At 62.6% G+C, this 24161-nt stretch carries 22 protein-coding genes; 13 read left to right on the forward strand and 9 right to left on the reverse strand.

The window, feature by feature from the left end:
- Positions 1–16 precede the first annotated feature (16 nt).
- Entirely contained in the window at positions 17–733 is a 717-nt protein-coding gene (locus FAX90_RS11185) for a GntR family transcriptional regulator (protein WP_144097505.1), read from the reverse strand.
- 222 nt (positions 734–955) lie between these two features.
- Between FAX90_RS11185 and FAX90_RS11190 the strand changes: the two genes are divergently transcribed.
- A complete protein-coding gene (locus FAX90_RS11190; protein ID WP_144097506.1) occupies positions 956–2467 on the forward strand; it encodes an aldehyde dehydrogenase family protein in 1512 nt (503 codons plus the stop codon).
- 40 nt (positions 2468–2507) lie between these two features.
- Here the strand turns inward: FAX90_RS11190 and FAX90_RS11195 are convergent, their stop codons facing one another.
- Entirely contained in the window at positions 2508–3002 is a 495-nt protein-coding gene (locus tag FAX90_RS11195) for a V4R domain-containing protein (protein WP_205700677.1), read from the reverse strand.
- 180 nt (positions 3003–3182) lie between these two features.
- Here FAX90_RS11195 and FAX90_RS11200 point away from each other — a divergent pair, with 180 nt between their 5' ends.
- From FAX90_RS11200 to FAX90_RS11215, 4 genes are all read left to right on the forward strand, one after another.
- Positions 3183–4127 (forward strand): DODA-type extradiol aromatic ring-opening family dioxygenase, encoded by a 945-nt coding sequence (locus FAX90_RS11200; protein ID WP_144097508.1) that lies wholly within the window; start codon positions 3183–3185, stop codon positions 4125–4127.
- 10 nt (positions 4128–4137) lie between these two features.
- Positions 4138–4992, forward strand: coding sequence for an alpha/beta fold hydrolase (locus FAX90_RS11205; protein ID WP_144097509.1), 855 nt, complete (start codon positions 4138–4140; stop codon positions 4990–4992).
- A 201-nt stretch (positions 4993–5193) separates the two neighbouring features.
- Entirely contained in the window at positions 5194–6423 is a 1230-nt protein-coding gene (locus FAX90_RS11210) for an MFS transporter (RefSeq protein ID WP_144097510.1), read from the forward strand.
- 165 nt (positions 6424–6588) lie between these two features.
- Entirely contained in the window at positions 6589–7443 is an 855-nt protein-coding gene (locus FAX90_RS11215; RefSeq protein WP_170234957.1) for a MaoC/PaaZ C-terminal domain-containing protein, read from the forward strand.
- A gap of 44 nt (positions 7444–7487) precedes the next feature.
- Here the strand turns inward: FAX90_RS11215 and FAX90_RS11220 are convergent, their stop codons facing one another.
- Positions 7488–9017, reverse strand: coding sequence for a class I adenylate-forming enzyme family protein (locus FAX90_RS11220; RefSeq protein WP_144097512.1), 1530 nt, complete (start codon positions 9015–9017; stop codon positions 7488–7490).
- A 65-nt stretch (positions 9018–9082) separates the two neighbouring features.
- Positions 9083–9592, reverse strand: coding sequence for a redoxin domain-containing protein (locus FAX90_RS11225; RefSeq protein ID WP_144097513.1), 510 nt, complete (start codon positions 9590–9592; stop codon positions 9083–9085).
- A 250-nt stretch (positions 9593–9842) separates the two neighbouring features.
- Here FAX90_RS11225 and FAX90_RS11230 point away from each other — a divergent pair, with 250 nt between their 5' ends.
- Entirely contained in the window at positions 9843–10130 is a 288-nt protein-coding gene (locus tag FAX90_RS11230; RefSeq protein WP_144097514.1) for a DUF1330 domain-containing protein, read from the forward strand.
- Positions 10131–10133: 3 nt separating this feature from the next.
- On the opposite strand, the gene FAX90_RS11235 is transcribed toward FAX90_RS11230, so the two are convergent.
- Complete coding sequence (locus FAX90_RS11235; RefSeq protein WP_240704871.1) at positions 10134–11312, reverse strand: alpha/beta hydrolase; 1179 nt, start codon at positions 11310–11312, stop codon at positions 10134–10136.
- A gap of 225 nt (positions 11313–11537) precedes the next feature.
- Here FAX90_RS11235 and FAX90_RS11240 point away from each other — a divergent pair, with 225 nt between their 5' ends.
- The 3 genes from FAX90_RS11240 (at position 11538) to FAX90_RS11250 (ending at position 15634) form a co-directional block, all read left to right on the forward strand.
- Entirely contained in the window at positions 11538–12872 is a 1335-nt protein-coding gene (locus FAX90_RS11240) for a homogentisate 1,2-dioxygenase (protein ID WP_144097515.1), read from the forward strand.
- Between the two features lie 258 nt (positions 12873–13130).
- The gene (locus FAX90_RS11245; protein ID WP_144097516.1) at positions 13131–14372 is read left to right on the forward strand and encodes an acyl-CoA dehydrogenase family protein; all 1242 of its coding nucleotides are present in this window, start codon (positions 13131–13133) and stop codon (positions 14370–14372) included.
- 131 nt (positions 14373–14503) lie between these two features.
- Positions 14504–15634 carry an acyl-CoA dehydrogenase family protein gene (locus FAX90_RS11250; RefSeq protein WP_240704872.1) on the forward strand — a complete coding sequence of 377 codons (1131 nt, stop codon included), beginning with the start codon at positions 14504–14506 and terminating at the stop codon, positions 15632–15634.
- A 107-nt stretch (positions 15635–15741) separates the two neighbouring features.
- On the opposite strand, the gene FAX90_RS11255 is transcribed toward FAX90_RS11250, so the two are convergent.
- Positions 15742–16695 carry an NAD(P)H-dependent flavin oxidoreductase gene (locus tag FAX90_RS11255; protein ID WP_144097518.1) on the reverse strand — a complete coding sequence of 318 codons (954 nt, stop codon included), beginning with the start codon at positions 16693–16695 and terminating at the stop codon, positions 15742–15744.
- 142 nt (positions 16696–16837) lie between these two features.
- Here FAX90_RS11255 and FAX90_RS11260 point away from each other — a divergent pair, with 142 nt between their 5' ends.
- From FAX90_RS11260 to FAX90_RS11275, 4 genes are all read left to right on the forward strand, one after another.
- Positions 16838–17623 (forward strand): enoyl-CoA hydratase/isomerase family protein, encoded by a 786-nt coding sequence (locus tag FAX90_RS11260; protein WP_144097519.1) that lies wholly within the window; start codon positions 16838–16840, stop codon positions 17621–17623.
- Positions 17624–17701: 78 nt separating this feature from the next.
- Positions 17702–18940 carry a thiolase family protein gene (locus FAX90_RS11265; protein WP_144097520.1) on the forward strand — a complete coding sequence of 413 codons (1239 nt, stop codon included), beginning with the start codon at positions 17702–17704 and terminating at the stop codon, positions 18938–18940.
- 18 nt (positions 18941–18958) lie between these two features.
- Positions 18959–19732, forward strand: a complete 774-nt coding sequence (locus FAX90_RS11270; protein WP_144097521.1) for an SDR family NAD(P)-dependent oxidoreductase — start codon at positions 18959–18961, stop codon at positions 19730–19732.
- A 100-nt stretch (positions 19733–19832) separates the two neighbouring features.
- Positions 19833–20900: an aromatic ring-hydroxylating oxygenase subunit alpha gene (locus FAX90_RS11275; protein ID WP_144097522.1), complete on the forward strand. Its 1068-nt coding sequence runs from the start codon at positions 19833–19835 to the stop codon at positions 20898–20900.
- 96 nt (positions 20901–20996) lie between these two features.
- Here the strand turns inward: FAX90_RS11275 and FAX90_RS11280 are convergent, their stop codons facing one another.
- The 3 genes from FAX90_RS11280 to FAX90_RS11290 are packed head-to-tail and all read right to left on the reverse strand — an operon-like array spanning position 20997 to position 24147.
- On the reverse strand, positions 20997–22079 hold the full coding sequence (locus FAX90_RS11280; RefSeq protein ID WP_144097523.1) for a CaiB/BaiF CoA transferase family protein: 1083 nt from the start codon (positions 22077–22079) through the stop codon (positions 20997–20999).
- Positions 22076–22984, reverse strand: a complete 909-nt coding sequence (locus FAX90_RS11285) for a MaoC/PaaZ C-terminal domain-containing protein (RefSeq protein WP_144097524.1) — start codon at positions 22982–22984, stop codon at positions 22076–22078. Before FAX90_RS11285 ends, FAX90_RS11280 begins: the two co-directional genes overlap by 4 nt.
- On the reverse strand, positions 22984–24147 hold the full coding sequence (locus tag FAX90_RS11290) for an acyl-CoA dehydrogenase family protein (RefSeq protein ID WP_144097525.1): 1164 nt from the start codon (positions 24145–24147) through the stop codon (positions 22984–22986). Before FAX90_RS11290 ends, FAX90_RS11285 begins: the two co-directional genes overlap by 1 nt.
- Positions 24148–24161: the final 14 nt, after the last annotated feature.

Genomic DNA, 24161 nt, shown 5'->3' on the forward strand with positions numbered 1-24161 from the left:
GAGAATCGTCCCTCCGTCAGGAAGGCGTCTTGCGGACTTTTCTCTTGGGCTTGGCTTCCGCGCGATCACGTTCCCAGCCGGTCAGCGTCGCGATCAGCGTCTCTTCGGAAAGGTTCAGGTAGTCGATCCACAAACGCTCACCAAGCGCGGCATCGTGCGCCGCGATCGCGTCACGAATCTTCTCCTGCCGCTCCACGATCTGCCGGCGCAGGCCGATGTCGGACAAGGTGGAGGATCGCAGCAAGTGCAGGTGCGTGCCGAACTGGCTGATCGCACTGCTCAGCATCTTGTTCGCAATCGCATCGAAAATAGCGGCGCGAAAGTCTTCGTTCGCCTTGGAAAAACGCGCAGAACTCTTGACGTTGACGGCGGCGGCCTCGCGCTCGATCGCGGCAGTGATCGCCGCGACCTGTTCCGGGCCGAACTCTTCGGCGGCCATGCGAATCGCAACCGGTTCGAGCAGCTTGCGGACGGCAACGACGTCGCGAACCTCATCGGCAGAGGGGAACGGCACGATATAGCCGCCACCTTCGCGAACCGCGATCGCGCCAAGCTGACTAAGCTGTGCCAGCGCCTCGCGGATGGGCGTGCGCGATACGTTGAGCCGTTTTGCCAGGCCTTCTTCCGTCACCCGTTCGCCGGGCGCGATGGCCCCGGCCTGCAGTTCATGCAGCACGGCACCGACGACCTGCTCTCGCAGGCTGGCCGATTTCTTGATCACGTAGGCTGACATATCTCTCTCAATCCCTGCTCGTCGGATCGTCCTAGCTTCGGCTGCGATCAAAAGCCAGCCGATGGCAGCCGGTAAGCCGCCACGAAGGCTCTGGCACTATGCCCGTGGCCAAACGCCAACCGGGCAGCGCGGTTCCAAAGCGTCAATTCGCATAACCGGATTGACGTATACTGCATACAGAATACAATAATGGAATTCGAGATCAGTCGAGAAGGATGTCCCATGCCGCAATTGAACAATGACTATTCGCGCCTGTCGTCGGCGGCGCACGATTTCCTCTTCCGCGACCACCAGATGGTCATCGACGGGCAAGAAGTCGCCGCCGACAATGGTGAAACGATCGCGGTTCTCGATCCCAGCAACGGCAAGACTGTGGGCAGCGCGCCAGCCGCAGGTGATGCCGAAATCGACCGTGCGGTCCGCGCCGCGCGGAAGGCTTTCGACCATGGCCCCTGGCCACGCATGTCGCCGGGAGAGCGCGAACGGATCATGCTAAAGTTCGCCGACCTGGTCGAACGCGACCGGATGCTACTGGCCGAAATCGAATCAGTCGAAAGCGGCCGCGTCCTGGGCGCGGTGGCGGCGTTCGACAGCGACCTGTCGGCCTCATGCCTACGCTATATGGCGGGCTGGGCGACGAAGCTGACGGGCAAGACCATGGACCTGACCGCGCCCTATGCGCCCGGCATGAAGTTCTTCGCCTATACCCAACTGGCCCCTGTCGGCGTGGTTGCCGCGATCACGCCGTGGAACGTTCCGCTCTGCCAAGCCGCGTGGAAAATCGCACCGGCGCTGGCGGCAGGCTGCACGGTCGTGCTCAAGCCCTCCGAAATGACCCCGCTCGGCGCCTTGCAGTTCGCGAAGCTTGCTCTGGAAGCGGGCATTCCGGCGGGCGTCGTCAACGTGGTCAGCGGCAATGGCCGCACGGCCGGCGCCGCGCTCGTCTCGCATCCCATGGTCGACAAGATCTCTTTTACGGGCTCGACCGCCGTCGGGCGCGAGATCGCGCGGATCGGGGCCGAGGGAATGAAGAAGGTGACGCTGGAACTGGGCGGAAAATCGCCGATGGTCGTGCTGGGCGATGCCGACCTTGCAAAGGTGATCCCCGGTGCGGCGATGGGAATCTACGCCAACCACGGCCAGAATTGCTGTGCCGGTTCGCGGCTCTATGTCCATTCCTCGATTTACGACAAGGTCGTCGCGGGGATTGCGGACGTTGCGGCATCGATGGTTCTGGGCAGCGGGCTCGACCCCGATAGCCAGATGGGCCCGCTGGCATCAAAGGGTCAGCAGGATCGCGTTCTGGGCTTCGTGGAACGCGGCGTTGCCTCGGGGGCTGAACTCGTCACCGGCGGAACCTCGCTCGACCACGAAGGGGCCTATGTCAGGCCGACGATCCTTGCCGATGTCGATCACGGCATGGAAGTCGTCCGCGACGAGATTTTCGGCCCCGTCCTGTCGGTGATGCGTTTCGATGATGAGGACAAGGTCATCGAACTGGCGAACGACAGCGTCTATGGCCTTGGCGCCAGCATCTGGACGCAGGACGTCAACAAGGTGCACCGCTTTGCCGAAGCGTTCCGCGCCGGCACCGTGTGGGTCAACACCCACAATATCCTCGACATGGCGATGCCGTTCGGCGGGGTGAAAAGCTCGGGCATCGGGCATGATCTGGGCGAAGAGGCCGTCCTGCAGAACTGCCAGGTCAAGGCGAACGTCATCAACCTGACCTGAAGGGGGCGTTGAGCCCTGCCCGCCGACCGTGCCGAAGCGCCTAGCGTTCCGGCGCGGTCTCCGGTGCAATCGTAAAGGTGCAGCACGGTGCGCCCTGGGCGGCGCAGGCCGTTTCGACGACAGCAACGCCCTGCCCGCGTGCAACGCGATGCACCGCACGCAAAATCCCGACGATCGGCCCGCAGACCGCGTGATCGCATGCCCCCATCCCGAAGGCGAAGGGGCTGTCCTGCACCTCAACGATGAACCCTTCCCCGTCGCCATCGCTCTGCCGTGCAGTCCAACGGCCCCAGCCGAGCCGTGCCGCCGCGGTCGCCGTGGCGGAGAGAAAGTCCCCGTCCATAAGGCCAAGCTTGCGATATTCCTCGAACGAGGCCTGCGCGTTCTGGAAGACGGACTCTTCAAGCGCGGCCACGAATTGCGTGGTCGAACCCGAGACTCGCCCGATACCCATCAGGACGTCGGGGCGCATCAGCATGTAGCGAATGCCCCCGTCCGTTATCGTACCGCTCTCAAGATCCTGGTCCACAATCACTCCCAACCTGTCGCCTATATTTGTATACGGTATGGAAAACCACTCAAGCGCGTATCGCTTTCCATCCCCGTCCCTGTCGGTTTGCGCGGGATGGACATCGCCCTCACCAATATGTATACAGAATACATTAATTGCAATCGTTCCGCAGCGCGGGGCGACCAGAATGGGATTGGGACGCACGTGTCTGACTTGGTGATTGGCATCGGCGCATCGCACACGACCTTGATGAATACGCAGTGGGCGAAGGTGGACCACCTGCAACGCGCGCACGACTATCGCGACGGACTTCTGCAGGCCCGCGAACTGCTGAAGGCGGCACGGCCGGACGTCGCGATCGTCATCGGCTCCAACCACTTCCGTGGTTTCTGGCTGGATCTCATGCCCGCCTTCACCATCGGCGTCGGCGACGTCATCTCAAGCGGTGAACACGGCACTCCTGCCGGGCCGCTCCCCACCGATCCGGTTTTCGCCCACGCGCTTTGCCAGTCGCTCGTCGAAGCGGATGTCGACATGGCCTTTTCCGACCGACTGACCGTCGATCACGGCATCAGTCATGCCGTCCAATGGGTGATGGGCGAGGAGATGGCCCTGCCCATCGTGCCGATCGTCATCAACTGCTTCGCGCCGCCCCTTCCCAGCCTGTCACGTTCGGTCCAGGTGGGCCGCCTGATCGGCGATATCGTTGCAAGGATCGGCGAGGACAAACGCGTTGCGATCATCGCCACGGGCGGCCTGTCGCATCAACTGCCGTTTCCCGACTGGCGCAGCCCGGCAAGCGATGACGACCGGTTCCTGGCCCAGTCCTGGAAAGACGGCCGCAACGACTGGGAACAGTTCGAAAAGCGCCGCCGCGACATCATCGTGAACGCCCCGCCCAGAACCAATCCGGATTTCGACAAGGCGTTTCTGGCACGGCTGGAAGAAGGCACGTTGACCAGCCTCGCAACCGAGATCGACCAGGACGACCTGGTTGCGGCCGCGGGCAATGGCGGCAACGAAATCCGCGCCTGGCTGATGATGGCCGCGGCCATGAACGACCTTCCCGGAAAAACGATCGCCCATGCCGACATGCCCGAATGGCTGACCGGGATGGCGGTCGCATCGATCGAACCAGACCCAAACTAGGAGAAGAAATGTGACTATCTGGACCGACCTGATCGGCGTCAGCTTCCGGCTCGATTTCGTAGATGCCGGCGGCACGCGGACCCGCGCGCTTATTGCCGGCGATGGCGAAGACGTCATCGCCATGCACGGAACGAGCGGCCACCTGGAAGCCTTTTCCCGCAATATCGTTCCGCACGTGAACGCGGGCTATAAAATGCACGCGATCGACGCACTTGGCCACGGCTATACCGACAAGCCTGACGAGCCTTACGAGATATACAAGTATGGCGAGCACGTCCTGCGCTACATGGATGCGCAGGGCATCGAAAAGGCGCACCTGATGGGCGAATCGCTGGGCGGTTGGACGAGCGGCTGGCTCGCCATCAATCACCCCGATCGCGTGCGCAGCGTTCAGCTGGTCGCGGCAGGTGGCACCAAGGCCAACCCGGAAATCATGCAGCGGATCAAGGAAAGCACGACCCGCGCCGTCACCACCGACGACATCGACCTGACCCGTCAGCGTCTTCACCTTCTGATGTTCGACCCGGCAAAGAACGTCAGCGACGAACTGGTCGAAATCCGCCACCGCATCTACCACGAGCCCGATTTCGTCGCCAACATCGCCAACCTTCTGTCGCTTCAGGAAATGGACCGGCGCCAGCGCAACCTGCTGCGGCCCGAAGACCTGAACAAGATCAAGGCACCCGCGCTGGTCGTCTGGGGCACGAACAACCCGTTCGGCGGCGTTGCCGAAGCGACGGCGATGCATGAGAATATTCCCGGCTCGCAGCTCGAAATCTTCAACGAATGCGGCCACTGGCCCCAGCATGAACATGCCGACCGGTTCAACGAAGTGTCGATCGAATTCCTGAAATCGGCACGCTAAGTTCCGATAAGAGAAAATCAGCGGGGCGGCGCAGGGGGGAGGCAATCTTCCCCTGCGTCGCCCCGCAACGATTCTGGGACGAGGCAAGGAAACCGCCGTCTTGCCGATCACCCCTTCCTGCGCCCTCCTAGATCAGCAAATATTGCCCACTGTATACATTTTTAACTTGCCATCTTGCCCGGTTTGACGGACGAATACGCGATGATCGCGAAACCTGAAACTTCCGCTCGTAACGGCAACGGCGAGGCGATCCGCCTCATTGCCATCTTCCTGCTGGGCGGGCTGTCCAACGCCAGCCTGCTGTGCAGCCCGGTCATCGCATCGCAGCTCGGGGTGGAGTTCGCCTATTCCCCCGAACAGGTCGGATGGTTCTTCGCCGCCGAATATATCGGTTACATCGTGGCCGGACTCGCGGCCCGTCTGATCCTGCCGCGGATGAACTGGCGTAAGCTGGCCGCGCTCACACTTGCCGGAACGGTCATCGGCAATCTCGTTGCCTATACCGTGCTCGACGAATTCATGGCGCTGATCGTAGTGCGCGCCCTGACGGCATCGTGCAGCGTCGTTCTGGCCACGGTCATCATGGCCACCGCGAACGAGAGCCATCATCCCAGTCGTGCGATCGGCACCAACATCATGGGACAGCTGGCCGTGGGCGTCGTGGGATTGGCGCTGCTGCCGCCGCTGTTCAGCCAATATGGGCTTCAGGCCTACTTCTTCGCGCTCGCCATATTGCTGACCATCGCGGCACCCGGCATTTTCTGGATCGCCAGCCAGTCGCGCGCCAAGGACCTGGAAAACCCGCGTCAGCCTGTCAGCGTGGGCCGCGCCACGGCGTTGCTGCGCATTCCCACCATCCTGCTGTTCTACGTCGGTCTGGGCGGGATCTGGACGTTCGCCAGTTCGATCGCGCAGGGCAGCATGGTCGGGCCCGACATGGTCGCGTGGATTCTGTCGATTTCGGCAGCCGTGGGCGTGGCCGGGGCCCTGCTCGCGGTCGTCATGGGCAGGATGACCGATTTGCGGGTGCCGATCATTCCGGGCTTCATCTTGCTGCTGGCCGGCACCGCCGCGCTACTGCTCCATACCGAAATCGCATTTTTCAGCGGACTGATCGTCATCAAGTTTGCCTGGTCCTTCGTGATCCCCTTCGCCTTTTCGCTGATCGGACGACTGGACAGGGACGGCGGCGTCATTGCCGAGATCACGATCTTTGGCGGGATCGGTCTGGTCGCGGGGCCTGCGATCGCGGGCTACCTGGTCAGCTTCGATCCGACGTGCGTGACCTTGCTCTGGTTTGAACTGTTCGTCCTGACCCTCTCGGCGTTGAGCGCCATCATCATGTCGCTGAAGTTCGGCAAGCCAACTGGGCAGGATCAGCCGGTACCGGGCGAAACGCTCGTCCCGGTTGCGGCTGCTCACTCGGCCTGACCGATCCAGGACATCACCGCATCGCGGACAGTACGGCCCGCGAAGATGAATTGATGCCCCTGTAAGCTATCTGTATGGGTCGTTTCCGGGATGTGCGCGCAACTTGCCGGTCATCCGTCCAGAAATCGACCTGTCGTACCCGCGGCAGAAATCGCGGAGGCCGCCATGAACGTCGACGAGGTGATCCACTACACGTTCGACCGGATCGAGCAGTCCTATTCGCAGCGCGATGCCATCATCTATGCCTTGGCAACCGGCTACGCGACCCAGCCGCTCGACCGGCAGCATCTTCGCTATCTCTACGAAGAATGGCTGATCACCGCGCCGACTTTTGCCAACGTACTGGGCTTTCCCGGCATATGGATGCAGGACCCGCGCGTCGAGATCGACTGGGTCCACATGCTTCATGCAGAGCACAGGATGACCCTTCACCGCCCCCTGCCCCCCGCTGCCCGGATCACTGGCGACAACCGGATCACCGGCATACGAGACATGGGGCCGCGCGGTGCAATGGTGCATTACCAGACCGACATTGCCATGGCCGAAGACGGGGCACCTCTGGCCACGCTCATCACCTCGCTGATCGCGCGCAAGGAAGGGGGCTGCGGCGATTGGGGAGAAGCGCCGCCCGCGCTGGAGCGGGTGCCGACAAGTACGCCCGATGCAACGCTTGAACTGGCGACCAGCGAAATTCAGCCGCTGCTTTACCGTCTGTCGGGCGACCGGCATCCCATTCACATCGACCCGGCCGTATCGGATGCCGCTGGCCTGCGGCGCCCGCTGCTCCATGGCCTCGCGACCAAGGGCATGGCCGGTTACGCCATTCTGCGCGAATTCTGCGATCTCGATGCCGCGCGGCTGAAATCGATGGCCGTGCGCTTTACCCGACCAGTCATGCCGGGCGATGTCCTGCGTTTCGAATTCTGGGGCAAGGCACCGGGCACGATCCGGTTTCGCGCGGTCGCGGTAAACGAAGGCGATGCCCCGGTGCTGGACCGCTGTGAAGCGGTCGTTACCTGACCTTTCGGCTCACCGCCCCGGGCGACCGGCATGCGCCGCCGGCCCTATTCCGCGGGTTCGAAGCGCTTGCGCAGTTCTCTCTTCAGAATCTTCCCGTAGTCGCTCTTGGGAAGCTCATCGATGAAGAAGTAGCTCTTCGGCCTTTTGAACCGCGCGATATTGTCGAGACAGATGGCATCCAGCTCCGCTTCGGTCGGTGACTGCCCGGCCTTTGCGACGATGAATGCCACGACGTCTTCGCCCCATTCTGGATGCGGACGCCCGACGACGGAGACTTCCATCACACCCGGATGCTGCAGCAGCACTTCCTCGATTTCGCGCGGGTAGATATTCATGCCGCCGGAAATGACGAGGTCTTTGGAACGATCCTTGAGCGAGAGATATCCGTCATCGCTCATGCAGCCCATGTCGCCGGTATAGAGCCAGCCGTCACGCAGGGCATTGGCGGTCGCCTCGGGATTTTCCCAGTATCCGGACATGCACACGTCACTGCGCACGATGATCTCGCCGATCTCCCCGCTCGGAAGGTCGTTGCCGTCTTCATCGACGATCCGGAACTCGGTCCCGGTAAAGGCGATGCCGACCGAGGTGAGATGCTCCTGATAGCGAGGATCGTCGACATTGGCGTGCAGGTGTTTCGACAACACGGTAATCGCACAGGGGCATTCCCCCTGCCCATAGCCGCCAACCAGCTTCGGCCCGAACTTGGCCAGCGCAGCCTTCAGATCCTCAAAATACATCGGCGCGCCGCCATAGAAAATCGTCTTGATCGAATCGAGCCTGGCGCTGGCGAACGCGGGGTCATTGACCAGCCGTCCGACGATCGTCGGCACCGCAAAGAACATCATGTTCTCGTAATGGTGGGTTAGCTCGGCGATCTCGGCCGCGTCGAAGCCGCCGCTCTTGGGAATGACGTGATGCGATGCCCTGCCCACATGCGGCAATGATTCAAGGCCCGAGGCATGCGACAGCGGCGCGACGTGCAGCATGCAGTCCCGCTCGGTCAGCGAATCGACGTCGGACAGGTAGCGAAGCGCCATTCCCCGCAGCGACCGATGCGTCAGGGTCGCACCCTTGGGGCGGCCCGTGGTGCCGCTGGTGTAGAAAATCCAAGCCGGATCAGGATCGTCGACATCGACCATCGCCATCGGCGGCGTATCGAGCAGCGCACGATAGTCATCGCTTCCCACGATCATCACGCTTTCCAGCGTGTCCACTTCATCCATCAGCGAGGACAGCTTTGCCGCCAGCTGATCCGAAGTGAAAAACCACCGCGCCCCCGAATTGCCGAGCGCATAGGAGATTTCGCGCGGGTGCAGCTTGGCGTTCATCGGAACCGCGCAAAGACCGGCATGCCAGATGGCGAACAGGATCTCGAGATATTCGGGCGCATTACCCATCGCGATGCCGACCCGGTCGCCGCGGACAAGACCGCTGCCGCGAATCGCCGCTGCCAACCGGGCCGCGCGGTCACCGAACTGCGCGTAAGTCGCATAGAGATCCTCGCCCGAGGAAATGGCCGGTCGATGCGGAAACGATCGGGCGGAATTCTGCAAAAGCACGGCGATATTCATGCGTGATATCCTTGCTGGTCCTGACGTGTCCTGGTCGTCACGGCGTCAACGGCAGGCTGCGTCTCTCAGGCGTCGCCACGCATCGGAAAGCCATGCTCGGAGAGCGTCCTGAGCCCGGCCATCAGGGATTCAAGGTCGGGGCGTCCGCACGAAACCGAGCTCTGGATCGTGAGGTAGAGTTCGCCGCTTGGCCGGACCAGCCAGAGGGCGGGTTCGGCAAAGTAGAGCTCCTTGCCATCGCGCGTGAAGTGCGATGCGAAGATGCCGCAAGCCTCGATCTGCTCCCGGCTCAGGTCGTAGCCGACGGTAATCCCCTCGATCGCGTTGTCCCGCGCCCACTTTTCGGCCACGTCCTTCGGATCGACGCTGATCCCGGCAAGGTCGATGCCGAGTTCTGCAAAGTCGGCGCGCATGCCGCTCAACTGCTGCATGAAGCGGGTGCAGTAGCCGCAAAAGGCACCGCGATAGAACGAAACGAGGCGAAGGTTCGCCCCGCCCTCGGCACGCAGCGGCCAGGTGCCGCCTGACAGCGACGGAAACGCGATATCCGGAACGTTCTGGCCGGGCCTAAGCATGCGCGCTGTCCCGATCGGAGGTCTTGATCTGTGCGTTCATGCTGGCACCTGTCCCGAAATTGTCGTTGTCGATCTTGTTTGCAAAGAAACTCATATCAATTGTGCCCCCTGTCAAGATAATGATAGGCGATCGTTACCGTTGGGGCCCGGAATTGAATCCGGCCCGCATGCCGGCGCCCGGCTTTGTCCGGCCCCACACCGAGATGGCAAATCCTGCTGTCCCGCGGCGCAAGAAAGGATCCGATACCCGATGACTGCCTATGTTGTTTTCACGCGTGACCGCACCAGAGACGCTGCCGAAATGGCGGCCTACTCGCCTGGCGCCAAGGCCAGCTTCGCGGGACGCGAAATGGGCCGGCTGGCCGCCTATGGCGAATGCGAAACGCTGGAAGGTCCGCCGATCGAAGGCGCGGTGATCCTGTCCTTCCCGACGATGGAAGCTGCCAGGGACTGGTACAATTCGCCGGAATACACCGAGGCCCGCAAGCACCGGCACCTGGGTGCCGACTACCGCGCCTTCATCACCGAGGGCGTCTGAGCCTCAGTCTACGAGGCCGCGTTCGTCAAGCCAGCCGTGGATCAGGTCGAGCGCATCGGCCAGTTCCTGCGGCTGGCCCACGTAGTAGTGGTTGGCACCCTTCATCAGCTTGTAGGTCTTGTCCTTGCCGCCATAGGCATTGAAGAACCGCGTCGTGTGGGTGCCGGGGATGGCGTCGTCGGCCGAATTCTCGATCGCCAGCATCGGGATCGAGATGTTGGGAGCATGCTTTTCGGCATGGGCGTTGGTGTCGTCGATCGACCACTGCGACAGCCATGCACGCGTGTTCGAAAACCGCCCGACCCCGGCCGGGCTGCTGTTCGCGGTCTTGGGATCGCCCATGAAACACCAGTTGATACGGCGGTCGTTGGGATCGATCGTCGCATCGAGGAACAGCGGGTTCGCCAGCGTCCGGTGAGTCACCATGCACCGCTCGATCTCGTCGGTCGTGCCCGTACGAATCAGGTCCAGCGTCTCCTTGGCAAGCGCAGTCCTGCGGCGCATGCGGGCCAGCTGCGACTTGCGGAAATACTCAAGGTAATCGGCGCTATAGGGCGGCTGATTGGGATTGCGCGGACTGTAGAGATCGAGCTCGTGATCGCGGATCGCGGGATTGTGCTCGTCAATGACCGAGGGATCGATGAAATCGCGCAGGATTTCGGCACGGGAAAGATGCGCGGCGTGGAAGATCATCGCATCGCCCGGGATCAGCCCCGACAGGTCGACCGGGTCACCCGCAGGCGTCTGCGTGACCGTCGGGTTTTCGGCCATTGCCTGGTAGAACGCGGTCAGCGAGCCGCCGCCCGACCATCCGGCCACGACGACCTTTTCGTAGCCCATCTCCTCCTTCATGTGGCGGACATAGGCGCCGTAGTCGCGCACGACGTTTTCCATAATCAGCGCGGCTTCGTTGCGGTTGTAGCGGCTTCCCGCAGTCAGCACGTGAAAGCCCATGCCGACAAGTTCGGACGGAAGCGGAAGGTGGTTCACCATCGACGCCGGATGCATGTACATGATCAGAGTCTTCGAAGGCTTGCCCTTGGGCCGCATCAGGAAACCGTCGAGCTGGACGTTACCGGCCGCGCTTCTGAAGCCATAGACATCGCGGGTCGCCAGGGTGTCGTTATACACGATGCTCACCAGCGAACGCTCGATCTCGAACTTGCCCTTTTCCACCACCATCCTGCTCCTCCTGAATATTTATATCTTCGTCATGCAGACCGACGCCTGCCGGGACCAGCCACGACCGATTGTGCCGCTGGCGTCCCTATGCCGTCCTTCACTTACATGATCTCAAATGATTTGCTAGCCCTATAAATTGATGATAGCGTCCCGCTAAACCAAAACGGCTGATCCTGTGCTTCTGTGCGAAACCGGATCGGCACGCCAAAGCGAGAGGATCGAACAATGAACGACGTCGCGGATGCCAAGCAATTCAAGACTGCGAACGAGGCGTCAGGCGCGCTGCGATACCAGGTCGGCTTCGGGAACGAGTTCGAGACAGAGGCCGTCCCCGGCGCTCTCCCGAAAGGTCAGAACAGCCCGCAGAAAGTTCCGCTTGGTCTTTACAGCGAGCTGGTAACCGGTGCTTCGTTCTATGCCCCGCGGCATCTCAATCGGCGCAGCTACGTCTTCCGCATCCGTCCGTCCGTCTTTGGCGGAGAGGCAGAGCCCTGGGACGGCGGCGATTTCCGCACCCCTCCCCTCGACGTGCCGCCGCTGCCCAACCGTGTCTACTGGACCCAGCGCAAGGACGAAGGTGTCGACGCCGATTTCCTCGAAGGCCTGCTGACGCTTGGCGCGTGCGGTTCGCCCATGATGCATGAGGGCGTGGCGGTCCATTTCTTCCGCGCCACGAAGTCGATGGAAAACCGCGCCTTCCACAACTCCGACGGTGAACTGCTCATCGTGCCGCAACAGGGCGATCTTCGCATCATGACCGAATTTGGCGTGATCGAGGCCGAGCCGTGCGAGATGGTCCTGATCCCGCGCGGTGTGAAATTCCGCGTCGAACTGAAGGGCGCGTTCGCTCGCGGCCTTGTTTACGAAAACTATGGCCATCCCTGGGTGCTGCCCGAGCTGGGCCTGATCGGTTCGAACGGGAACGCCAATGCCATCGATTTCGAGGCGCCGGTTGCAAGTTTCGAAGACCTGGACGTCGAGACGCAGGTGATTCAGAAGCTCGCCGGCCGCTTCTGGTCAAGCGTGATCGACCACTCGCCCTTCGACGTCGTGGCATGGCGCGGCAGCCTGACACCCTATAAATACGACATGCGCAAGTTCGTCTCCATGGGTACGTCGACCGTCGACCACCCGGACCCGTCGATTTTCTGCGCGCTTGCGTCGCCGTCGCACGATGTCAGCGGCTGCAATGCCGACGTCATGATCATCCCGCCGCGCTGGGTCGTGGGTGACAACACGCTGCATCTGCCCGGCTTCCACCGCAACGCCGTCTGCGAAATCAGCAGCCTCGTCACGGGCGGGCCGGTGAAGGACGATTTCGATCCGAACGGCGGCATCCGCATCACCAACAACTGGGGGGCGCACGGCCCAGAAGCCAAGCCCTTCGAGGCGGCCCGCGCGCAAGCCAATCTCGATCCCGAGTACACCGATTTCATCTCGGTCATGGTCGAGACGCGTTACCCGATGGAACTGACCCAGGCGGCGATGGATTTGAAAGAGCGCGTGCGCGACGTCAACGCGGGCTGGACCGGCTACGTCAAGCGCTTCCCGAACGGATGATCATGGCCATGGCGAGGACTTCGGCATCGCGCAGCGGAAATGGATCGGAAACGGTCCGTCGCAGCGTCGCGCGGTCCTCGCCCCTGGCCCGGTTTCAGGCGGAGAGCGTGTCGCCAGGATGCGCGCACAAGCTTGACGCCAGACCGATAATTTGTTACCCCTATTAAATGAGAGAGAGGATGGAAGGTCATCTGCGATTCTGACCCAGTCAAAATCCGCTGACTTTACCGTGGTTCAATTCAGATAAGGCGAAAAAATATGTCGAGCCAGATTGCGGTTATGCAGCATCCGGAAACCGTGGATGATCAGGACATTCGGGACACGCTGGTTCAGCGTGCCCACGATATGATCCCCGACCTCGTAGCCCGCCAGGCGGAGACCGAGGCGCGCACCTATTATTCCGAAGAAACGCACAGGGCCTTCGAAAAGGCGGGACTCTACGGAATCCTGGTGCCTGAAAAGTTCGGCGGCCTCGATCTCGACGTGAAGACCTATTACCGGGTCGTCATGGAACTGGCGACCGGCTGTCCGTCGACCGCCTGGCAGTTCTGCCTCGGCTCGGCCCACGCCGTAACGCTTTGCGGCATGTACAGCGAAGAAGCGCAGCGCGAAGTGTTCGACATCGACGAGCCCTTCATTGCCGCGACCACGACGCGTCCGCAGGGCAAGGCGATCCGCCTTCCCGATGGCGGCTGGCAGCTTGATGGCGAGTGGAACTACTGCTCCGGCATTCCCTATTCGTCGCACTTCCTCAGCCACACCATCGCCACCAATGAAGATGGCAGCGACCCTGAATTGATGACCTTCATCGTCCCGCGCGATCAGTGGACGCGCCTTGACGACTGGGGCGCAGCGCTCGGCCTCAAGGGCAGCGGCTCGCACAGCATCAAGCTGGAAAATGCCCGCATCCCGGCATCCTGGGGCCTCAAGGGCAGGTCGATCATCGACCACCGCCTGCCGCCCAAGAGCGAGATCGACACCGATCTCGACAACCCGCTCTATTTCGGCGGCACGATGAGCCTCTGGCTGCTTGAACCTGCGGCGCTTTGCATCGGCATGGTCAAGGGTGCGCTGGAAGAGTGCACCAAGCTCATGCAGACCAAGACCACCGTGATCCCGCCGATCACGCTTCGCGGCGAGAACACCGACTATCAGCGTTGGTACGGCGCGGCTGCGGCAAAGCTCACGACGGCCGAATCGGCCTATCACGATGCCTGCGAGAAGTGGACCGAAGACGCCCGTCTCCAGATGCTCGGCCTGCGTGATCCCAACGATCCGCGGGAGCTGCTCTCGAACGTGATCTGCGGCGAAGTGATCGAGATGGCCTGGGAAGCGATGCAGTTGCTCTACCGCGTGGCAGGCACCGGCGCCGCGATGGACGGACAGCGCATGCAGCGTATCTATCGCGACCTTTCGACCGCACGTTCGCATGCCTACAACACCCGCTTTGACGGCCTGCATCGCGAACTGTCGGTCAATCTGACCCAGCAGCCTGCATAAGGCACGACCGGCGCCGGGTGGCGGAAATCGGACGTCTCTACCGTTCGATTTCGCTGCCCGGCGCCGATCCGTTTAAAGCCGCCTGCCCCGGTTTCGGACGGCACGCGCACATCCCCAATTCGATGGAATAGATGATGATGTTGTCCGACCAGGAAACCATGATCCGCGACATGGCGCGGAAGATCGGCAACGACGTTCTGGCCCCCACCGCGGCGGAGCGCGACCGGACCTCATCATGGCCGACCGAGGAACTGAAGGTGCTTGCCGCCCAGGGCTTCATGGGCATGACGGTGCCCGAGGAATTCGGCGGATCGGAAACGGGTTTCCTCGCCTATTGCCTCGCGATCGAGGAAATCTCCGCGGCAGATGGCGGCATCGGTACGATCGTCCATGTCCACTCGCTGGGCGCGACCCATATCATCGCGACGCACGGCAACGCCGAACAAAAGGCGCGGCTGCTGCCGGCCATGGCGGCGGGCGAAAAGATCGGAGCGTTCCTGATGACCGAGCCGCAGGCGGGTTCGGATACCTCGGCGCTTCGCACGACGGCGCGGCGCGACGGCGACGATTTCATCATCAACGGCACCAAGCAGTTTATTTCGAACGGCAACGAGGCGGGCGTGGCTATCGTCCTGGCCCGCACCAATCCCAATGCGGGCAAGCGGGGATTCACCACCTTCCTCGTCGAACCTCCCGCAGACGGTTATGTCGTCGCCCGTGTCGAGGAAAAGATGGGGCAGCGCACGGCGCACGTCGCCCAGATCCAGCTTGACGATCTGCGCGTACCGGCGGCCAACGTACTCGGTTCGGTCGACGGCGGCTATGCCATTGGCATGTCCGGCCTGTCGGACGGACGCATTTCCATCGCGGCCCAATCGGTCGGCATCGCGCAGGCAGCGCTCGACGCCGCAGTCAGGTTCGCGCGTGAACGGGAAGTCGGCGGCAAGCCGATCATCGAACTACAGGGTGTTGCCTTCGAACTGGCCGAAATGGCGATGCAGGTCGACGTGGCCCGCCAATACTATATCCACGCCGCGCGCCTGCTCGAAGCTGGTCAGCCTTGCGCCAAGGAAGCGTCGATCGCCAAGCTGTTCGCCAGCGAGATCGCGGAAAAAGTATGTTCCCAAGCGATCCAGATCCACGGCGGCTACGGCTATCTCTCCGACTTCCCGGTAGAGCGCTATTACCGCGATGCCCGTGTCTGCAAGATCTATGAAGGCACGAGCCACATCCAGAAGCACATCATCGCCCGAAACCTGTAAGGTCCTCGCCGCCACCGGCGGCGCGATACCAGGGGCAGCCTACCCCGCCGGGACGTCCTTTCGGACATTCTCAGCGCGCCGTGGCCGGCTTTATCAGACCGCCAACGTCAACCTTGCGAGAGCCGCTCCAGGCTCGCCTTGCGGGCATCGCGATATTCCTGCGCCATGCGCGAGACGATATCCTGGGTCGCCTCGATCCGCTGGATTTCACCAACGCCCTGCCCCGCGCTCCAAATATCGCGCCATGCCCGCAGGTTCTCGGTCCCCTTCTCGGCATGAAAGGCGCCGCTGTGGCTCGACTCTGGCGTGAAACCGCTGCGCTCGATGCTCTTGCGCAGCATGTTGGCGGGCATGCCGGTGAGCGCGGCGGTCAACTCGATATCGTCGGCGCAGCTTTCGATCAGCATCTGGCGATAGTCGTCTTCGGCCATGCTCTCGCTCGCCGCGATGAGCGGGGTCCCGACATAGGCGAAATCCGCGCCCATTTCTTCGGCCGCATGGATGGCGCGGCCGTTCGACAGCGCCCCGGCGAGAACCAGGGGACCGGCAAAGAACTTGCGCACTTCGTTCACGAAAGCGAACGGATTGAGCCAGCCGGTGTGACCGCCCGAACCCGCGCAAAGCAGGATGAGTCCGTCCAAACCGGCTTCGGCCGCGCGCCGGGCATGTTTGACCGATGCCACGTCGGCAAAGACCAGTCCGCCATAGCCTTTCACGTCATCGACGACCCGCGCCGGATTGCCGACACTGGCGATGACAAGCGGCACTTCGTGCTTCACGATCAAGGCAAGGTCGTCCTCGACCCTGGGATTGGTGTGGTGGACGATCAGGTTTGCCGCATAAGGAGCGGCATCGGCATCCAGTTCCGCCGAGATGCGCGTCAGCCATTCGTCGAGAATCTGCGGCGTGCGGGCATTGAGTGTCGGAAAAGACCCGCCGATACCGGCCTTGCAAGACGCGATGACAAGCTCCGGCCCCGAAACCAGGAACATCGGCCCGGCCAGCACCGGAAGGGCGAGTTTCGCGCGCAGCGCGGGCGCGATGGCCGTGTTGCCAAGCATATCTTCTCCTGAAACACGATCCCAAGGATCGAAATTTATTTTGAGATGTGACAATTATTCTGTTGCACCATGGGCCGCAAGGGAAATAACTAGCAGGGCCGTTTAGGCCAAGAATGACGCCGCGGTGGAAGAGGAAGAAAACATGTCCCACGAACCTGTTCTGACAGAGGTGCGCGGCGGTGCGGTTTGGATTACGATCAACCGCCCCGATGCGATGAACGCGATCACGCCCGATGTCGTGACGGGCGTGAATGCCGCACTGGACCTGGCCGAAGATCCCGACATCAAGGCCGTGGTACTGACGGGAACGGGCCGCGCGTTCTGCGCCGGGGCCGATCTGAAGTACGTCAGCGAAAACGCGCAGGGCGATTCCGCCGCGACGGCGAAATTCCTCGATGCCCTTCTCGACATGATGAACCGGCTGGAAAGCTGTCCGCGCCCGGTGATCGCCGCGGTCAACGGGCTGGCGCTGGCGGGCGGGCTGGAAATCGTGCTGTGCTGCGATCTGGTCATCGCCGCGCGATCGGCGAAACTGGGCGATGCCCACGCGAATTTCGGACTGCTGCCGGGTGGCGGCGGATCGGTGCGCCTGCCGCGAAAGATCGGCCCGACGCGCGCGAAATACCTGATGTACACCGGCGAGTTCGTACCGGCTGAAGAGCTTGTCGCATGCGGTCTCGTCAACGAGGTCGTCGATGACGACAAACTGGCTGAGGCGGCCGATATGCTTGTCGCCAAGCTGGCGTCGAAAAGCTCGCTGGTCCTGCGCCGGATGAAGGCGCTGGTCGACGACGGGCTCGAACAACCCAAGGACGTGGCTCAGCGGGCCGAGGTGCTCGTCTCCGAAGTCCATACGCACAGCCATGACCTGCAGGAAGGGCTTGCCGCCTTCGCCGAGAAGCGCAAGCCATCGTTCAAAGGCTGCTGAGCCGACCCGTGAGCTGAATCAGCGGCAAGGGTGCGACAACGCGCGCAACCCAAAACACGAGATCTGGAGCGAGAGGCAATGCAGGAAATCTTCGTCGCAGGGGTTGGCATGACCCCCTTCGGGCGCATGCTCGACAAGGACATGAAGACGCTGACCCGCGAAGCGGTTTCCGCAGCGCTTGCCGATGCGGGGATCGCGGCATCCGCGCTGGAGGCGGCCTACTTCGCCAATGCCTCGCAAGGGCACATGGAAGGGCAGCACATGGTGCGCGGCCAGATCGCCTTGCGCGCCATGGGCATCGGGCAAATCCCGGTCGTCAACGTCGAAAACGCCTGTGCCAGCGGCAGCTCCGCGCTGAACCTTGCCGTCAATTTCCTGAAGGCGGGGGATGGCGATATCGCTCTTGCCGTCGGGGCGGAAAAAATGTTTTCCAAGGACCGCGCGCTGATGTTCGGCGCGTTCGACAGCGCATGGGATGTCAGCGACACCGAAGCGATCAGCCGGCGGCTGATGGAACTGGGCGAAGGTGTCGAACCGCCGCCGGGCACCACTTCGGACAAGCCTTACAGCGTCTTCATGGACGTCTATGCGGCCTTTTCCCGCCTTCACATGCGGACGTTCGGGACGACGCAGCGCCAGATCGCGGCGGTCGCGGCCAAGAACCACCAGCACTCGGTCGAAAACCCGCTTGCGCAATACCGGGTGCCCTATTCGATCGACGAAGTGCTGACAGCGCCGCCGATCACTTATCCCCTGACGCTGCCGATGTGCTCACCCGTTTCGGACGGGGGCGCAGCTGTCGTGCTGGCAACTGCGGCGGGACTTAAACGGCACGGCATCGATCCTTCGCGCGCGGTCCGGCTCCTCGCCTCGGTCGTCCAGACCGGCAGTGACCGCGACCCCACCGACTTCGGCAACCACTGCACCGCGCGGGCGGCAAGACGCGCCTACGAGATGGCGGGCGTCGGCCCGGAAGATGTCTCGGTCGCCGAAGTGCACGATGCGACCGCCATGGGAGAGATCATCCAGATCGAAAACCTCGGCCTTTGCGCACTCGGCGATGGCGGACCGGTGAGCGAGCGGGGCGAAACCACGATCGGCGGCCGCGTGCCCGTGAACCCGTCGGGCGGGCTCGAATCCAAGGGTCACCCGGTCGGCGCGACGGGCCTTGCACAGGTCTATGAGCTGACGATGCAGCTGCGCGGCGAGGCCGGGCCGCGCCAGGTTGAAGGCGCGCGAGTCGCCATCGCGGAAAACGGTGGCGGCCTTGTCGGCATCGAGGAAGCGGTCGCCTGCGTCACCATCCTCGCAAAATAGGGATCAAGGGGAACGTACATGGACCTTCAAGGCAAAGTCTCCGTCGTCACCGGCGCCGCATCGGGGCTGGGATACGCGACGTGCAAGGAACTGGCGGGGGCTGGGGCGCGGATTGTCGGATTCGACCGCGACGAAGATCGCCTGCAGGCGCTCAAGGATGAACTGGGCGAGGCTTGTCTGACGCGCAATGTCGATGTCGTGGACGAGACCAGCGTGAAAGACGGCATCGCGGCCGCCGTCGCCGCGTTCGGAAGCGTCGATGTCGCAGTAAACTGCGCCGGCGTTGCCGATGTCGCCAAGACCGTGTCGCGCGGCGAACCGTTTCCGCTCGCCATCTGGAACAAGGTCATCTCGATCAACCTGACCGGCACGTTCAACGTGATCCGTTTCGCCGCGCTGGCGATGAGCGGAAACGAGCCCCAGGGCGACAGCGGCGAACGCGGCGTCATTATCAACACCGCCTCGGGTGCGGCGACCCAGGGACAGGTCGGCCAGGCGGCATATGCGGCCAGCAAGGCGGGCGTCATGGGCCTGACCCTTCCCGTGGCCCGCGATCTTGCGTCGCTGGGCATCCGCGTCGTGTCGATCTCGCCGGGACTGTTCAATACCTCGATGGTGGCGGGTATGCCGGACAATGTGTCGCAGTCGATCATCGACCGGATGATCCTCTATCCCAGCCGCATGGGAAAACCGTCCGAATTTGCCGGGCTGGTGCGTCATATCGCCGAAAATTCGTATCTCAACGCAACCACACTCGATCTCGATGCGGGTGCGCGCATGACGCCGCGATGATTAACCGAACGGAAAACTTGCATCATCTTTTTAATAGTGATCTAAATTGACAAACGCCTTGATGCGATAAAAGTCGAACAATTCGACGGAAGAGGGAAAAATGACTTATCTGCGCAATGCCTGGTATGCGGCCGCCTGGTCCGAAGAGATCGGACGCGAACCGCTTGCAAAGACATTCCTGGACGAGCCTGTGGTCCTCTATCGCGATACCAATGGCGATTCGATCGCCCTGTCGGATCGATGCCCGCACCGCTTTGCCCCCCTGTCCAAGGGCACGCTCGTCGGCGATGCCATCCAGTGTCCCTATCACGGCCTGCGGTTCGGCACCGATGGCAGCTGTATCTACAACTATCACGGACCCGTGCCCAAGGCGGCTTCGGTTGCCCGCTATCCCCTGATGGAGCGGTATGGCCTGACGTGGATCTGGATGGGCGACCCGGAGCAGGCGGATGAAGCCAAGCTTCCCGATTTCGGCCCGCGATTGACCGGTGATGATTTCACCGCGGCCAAGGGCAGTCTCATGGTGCACGCCAATTACCAGCTCGTCGTGGACAACCTGCTGGACCTTACGCACGGAGAATTCCTGCACCCCGCTTTCGGCAGCCCGGAATCGACGAAGTTCGAAACGAGGCTGGAAGGCGCGACCGTCTATGCCAACTATCGCTTCGACGATGAGCCGGTTTCACCTGCCGTGCAGCCGTTCTGGACCAGTTCGTCGGAACGCTGCGACCGCTGGGCAAACATGCGCTGGGAAGCGCCCAGCAACCTCTATCTCGAGGTCATCGTGAAGGAAAGCGGCGCACCCGTCGACGACGACGCGATCATATTCCCCGCGTCGCATTTCCTGACGCCGGAAACCAAGGACAGCACCCACTATTTCTGGACGAACGGTCGCAATCGCCTGATCGACGATGAGGAAATGACCAAGTTGGTGTGGCAGATCACCGACAACGCTTTCCGCAACGAAGACGAACCGATGATCGGTCTCGTCCGGGATCGGATGGCCGGTCGTGAATTCGAAGATCTCAATCCGATCTTCCTGACCACCGACCGTGCCGCAGGTCGTGCCCGGCAAATCCTCAAGAAGATGATCGAGAGCGAGCAATCGGCGAATGCGGCCGAGCCGAACGCCAAGTCGAAAAAGTCTCTCGAAGGCGCAGATAGCTGATCCGATTACGGGCCGATCGGCGCACCGAAGTTTCCCTTCGGTGCGCCGTTGTTTTGCGCGCCACCTGTCGCTCGCCCCTTCGTCGGGGCAGAGCGGTCAGCGCGCCCAGCGTGCCAGCATCTCGTCATACGACGCGGTTGAACGCTCCCTGATTGAAGAAGGCGTTCCCGACAACCGCGGCGCAGGCGCCGGATGCACGACGCCGTCCCGCTCGCCAAAGGTTTCGCGCGCGACGTTGTGCGGATGGCGTGCGGCTTCGTCCCAGCTCAGCACCGGGGTGACGCAGGCGTCGGTCCCATCGAACACTTCCACCCATTCGTCGCGCGTGCGCTGTGCAATGCGCTCTGCAAACAGAGCAGTCATTTCCGGCCAGGTTTCGCGATTCCCCTGTGGCGTGTCTTCGGGCAGGCCGAGCCCGCGCAGGAACGCGCGGAAGAACGCCGGTTCGATCGGTCCGATCGCGATATATTCGCCATCGGCACATTCGTAGCAGCGGTAATAGGGCGCTGCTCCGTCAAGCAGGTTCGCACCGCGCTCGTCGGTCCACTCGCCGCTTGCGCGCCATGCCTGAAACACCGACGTCATCATCGCGATGCCGTCGACCATCGCCGCGTCGACGACCTGGCCCTTGCCGGTGGTGCGGGCGCTGACCAGCGCGGCGAGCACGCCGGTGAGCAGGAACATCGTTCCGCCGCCATAATCGCCGATCAGGTTGAGCGGCACCGGCGGCGGCGAACCGGGGTTACCCATCGCCCGCAGCGCGCCGCTAAGCGCGACGTAGTTGAGATCATGCCCGACCTGCCGGGCAAGCGGACCATACTGACCCCAGCCGGTCATGCGTCCATAGACGAGCGCCGGATTGACTTCGAAACAGGCATCGGGGCCAAGGCCGAGCCGCTCCATGACGCCGGGCCGCATCCCCTCGATGAGGATGTCGGCATTCGAAATCAGCGCCAGCGCCTTGTCCTGTTCTGCCTTTAGGTCGAGTTCGACGCTCTGCGTTCCGCGATGAAGGACCGAATCGCCGACGTCGTCCCACGGGTTGTCCGCCCGCGCGGGGCGCATGATGCGAAGCACTTCGGCCCCCATGTCGGCCAACATCGTCGCCGCCAGCGGCACCGGTCCGATCGCATCGATTTCGACGACCCTTACGCCCGCCAACGCGCCCTGCCCCGTCATACCGCAACCCTTTCGATCAAATCTTCTTTGTCGTGTCCTTGAAACCCGTCGCACTCAACCTCGCCCATCGCCGCGACGATGCCGCGCGACGGAATGCTGGCGCGAAACAGGTGGCGGCCATCGCCGGTCGCCCACGTCTCGGTCAGGATCACCTCGCCCGGAAAGACCGGCGCCGTGAAGCGGAAGCGCAGCGCCGAAACGCGCGTCGGATCATCGTCGCAGCACAGGCGCACCAGCGCGCGCCCGATGACGCCCGCAGTCGCAAGGCCATGCAGGATCGGGCTGGCCAGACCCGCCTTCGCCGCAGCGCGCGGATCGATGTGCAGCGGGTTGTAATCGCCCGACAGCCGATAGATCATCGCCTGGTTGATGGCGGTAGGCAGCAACAGCGTCCCGTCGGGATCGCGCTGCGGCAGATCGGTTTTCGGCGCCCCTGCAGCGCCATTGGCGCCGCCGAAACCGCCCGCCCCCTGCAGAACCCATATCTCGTCGAGCGTCGCAATAGCTTCGCCCGTGTGGACGTCAGTCAGTTCGCGCGTGATGGGCAAAAGCGCGGGCCGCCCGGGCCCCTTGTCGATCACATCGCCAAGCGTCGTCCGGCCAACGACTTCGCCACTGACATCCAGCGGCCGGTGCAGCCGCATCGATTGTTCGCCATGCAGCACGCAAGCCGGATCGATCCCCGATTGCGGATCCATCGCCCAGAACCCGGCCGACCCCAGGACAAGTCCCATCGTTGGAAGCGTGATAAGGCCGTCTTCGTAGACGAAGCGCAGTTCGTCGAAATCGGCGAGCCCCGCCCCGACGCCCAGCGCGTAGAGCATCACGTCCTTCGGGTCGTATGCCTGTCGAACCTCGGGCACGGTGTAGGCCCGCAGCTTTTCGATATCCAAAGGCCGGGACATTACCGCGAAGCCACCTTGCGTTCGTCGAGACCCAGTCCGCGCCCGATGATCTCTTTCATGATCTCGCTCGTGCCTGCGAAAATCCGGCTGATGCGGGCATCGGTATAGAGGCGGCTGATCCGGTATTCGTCCATGTATCCCGCACCGCCGTGAAGCTGGACGCAGGCATCCATCACGCGCGCTTCGACTTCGCTGGCGTGCAGTTTGCACTTGGCGGCATCTTCACCGCTGAGTTCACCAGCGTTCAGCAGCAGGACGCACTGATCGATGAAAGTCTGCGCAACGTCGAGTTCGGTGCGCATCTCGGCCATCTTGAAGCGGCTGTTCTGGAACGTTCCAATCGGCCTTCCGAACGCCTTTCGCTCGGTCACGTAATCGAGGGTGAGGTCGAAAGCGACCTGCGAGGTTGCCATGAAGCCGATCGCGGCGACCAGCCGTTCCTGCGCGAGAAGGCGGGTCAGGTACTGAAAGCCCTTGCCCGCCTCGCCGATCAGGTTGCGGGCCGGAATGACGACATCGTCGAAGAAGAGTTCGGCGGTATCCTGCGATTTCAGGCCCATCTTGTCGAGCTTGCGCCCGCGTTCGAACCCTTCCATCCCGCGTTCGACGATGAACAAGCTAACCCCGTGCGGCTTGTCGGGATCGGTCCGCGCCGCGACGATGACGACGTCGGCCAGGATTCCGTTCGAGATGTAGGTCTTGGCCCCGTTCAACACCCAGTCGTCGCCGCGCTGCACCGCAGTGGTCCGCATGCCGGCAAGGTCGCTTCCGGTCGACGGCTCGGTCATTGCAACGGCAAGGATCGTCTCGCCGCTGACGATGCCCGGCATGAACCGGTCCTTCTGCTCCTCGTTGCCCAGCTTGGCGATGTAGGGCGCGACAAGGTTGCTGTGCAGGTTGATGTAGAAGCCGATGTCGCCGTGGCGCATATTCTCTTCGACGATGATCTGCTCGAAACGGAAATCGTCGACGCCTGCGCCGCCGTACTTCTCGTCCGCCCAGGTGCACAGAAGACCGGCCTCGCCGGCCTTGGTATAGACTTCGCGGTCCACCATGCCCGCCTCGCGCCAGCGTTCGGCGTTGGGGCCGACTTCGGCTTGCATGAAGGCGCGAACGCTGTCGCGAAATTGCTCGTGCTCGGGTTCGAAGATCAGACGTTGCATGAGTTAGCCCCGGA

Source organism: Croceicoccus sediminis (assembly GCF_007570835.1).
GTDB classification, from domain to species: Bacteria; Pseudomonadota; Alphaproteobacteria; order Sphingomonadales; family Sphingomonadaceae; genus Croceicoccus; species Croceicoccus sediminis.

Excerpts from the sequence above, each read along its gene's own strand:
- FAX90_RS11220 (WP_144097512.1), bottom strand. The coding sequence starts at position 9,017 with ATGAATATCGCCGTGCTTTTGCAGAATTCCGCCCGATCGTTTCCGCAT.
- FAX90_RS11280 (WP_144097523.1), bottom strand. The coding sequence starts at position 22,079 with ATGACGGGGCAGGGCGCGTTGGCGGGCGTAAGGGTCGTCGAAATCGAT.
- FAX90_RS11275 (WP_144097522.1), top strand. The coding sequence starts at position 19,833 with ATGACTTATCTGCGCAATGCCTGGTATGCGGCCGCCTGGTCCGAAGAG.
- FAX90_RS11210 (WP_144097510.1), top strand. The coding sequence starts at position 5,194 with ATGATCGCGAAACCTGAAACTTCCGCTCGTAACGGCAACGGCGAGGCG.
- FAX90_RS11185 (WP_144097505.1), bottom strand. The coding sequence starts at position 733 with ATGTCAGCCTACGTGATCAAGAAATCGGCCAGCCTGCGAGAGCAGGTC.
- FAX90_RS11265 (WP_144097520.1), top strand. The coding sequence starts at position 17,702 with ATGCAGGAAATCTTCGTCGCAGGGGTTGGCATGACCCCCTTCGGGCGC.
- FAX90_RS11240 (WP_144097515.1), top strand. The coding sequence starts at position 11,538 with ATGAACGACGTCGCGGATGCCAAGCAATTCAAGACTGCGAACGAGGCG.
- FAX90_RS11285 (WP_144097524.1), bottom strand. The coding sequence starts at position 22,984 with ATGTCCCGGCCTTTGGATATCGAAAAGCTGCGGGCCTACACCGTGCCC.
- FAX90_RS11215 (WP_170234957.1), top strand. The coding sequence starts at position 6,589 with ATGAACGTCGACGAGGTGATCCACTACACGTTCGACCGGATCGAGCAG.
- FAX90_RS11190 (WP_144097506.1), top strand. The coding sequence starts at position 956 with ATGCCGCAATTGAACAATGACTATTCGCGCCTGTCGTCGGCGGCGCAC.
- FAX90_RS11290 (WP_144097525.1), bottom strand. The coding sequence starts at position 24,147 with ATGCAACGTCTGATCTTCGAACCCGAGCACGAGCAATTTCGCGACAGC.
- FAX90_RS11270 (WP_144097521.1), top strand. The coding sequence starts at position 18,959 with ATGGACCTTCAAGGCAAAGTCTCCGTCGTCACCGGCGCCGCATCGGGG.
- FAX90_RS11245 (WP_144097516.1), top strand. The coding sequence starts at position 13,131 with ATGTCGAGCCAGATTGCGGTTATGCAGCATCCGGAAACCGTGGATGAT.
- FAX90_RS11230 (WP_144097514.1), top strand. The coding sequence starts at position 9,843 with ATGACTGCCTATGTTGTTTTCACGCGTGACCGCACCAGAGACGCTGCC.
- FAX90_RS11255 (WP_144097518.1), bottom strand. The coding sequence starts at position 16,695 with ATGCTTGGCAACACGGCCATCGCGCCCGCGCTGCGCGCGAAACTCGCC.
- FAX90_RS11250 (WP_240704872.1), top strand. The coding sequence starts at position 14,504 with ATGATGATGTTGTCCGACCAGGAAACCATGATCCGCGACATGGCGCGG.
- FAX90_RS11260 (WP_144097519.1), top strand. The coding sequence starts at position 16,838 with ATGTCCCACGAACCTGTTCTGACAGAGGTGCGCGGCGGTGCGGTTTGG.
- FAX90_RS11225 (WP_144097513.1), bottom strand. The coding sequence starts at position 9,592 with ATGCTTAGGCCCGGCCAGAACGTTCCGGATATCGCGTTTCCGTCGCTG.
- FAX90_RS11235 (WP_240704871.1), bottom strand. The coding sequence starts at position 11,312 with ATGGTGGTGGAAAAGGGCAAGTTCGAGATCGAGCGTTCGCTGGTGAGC.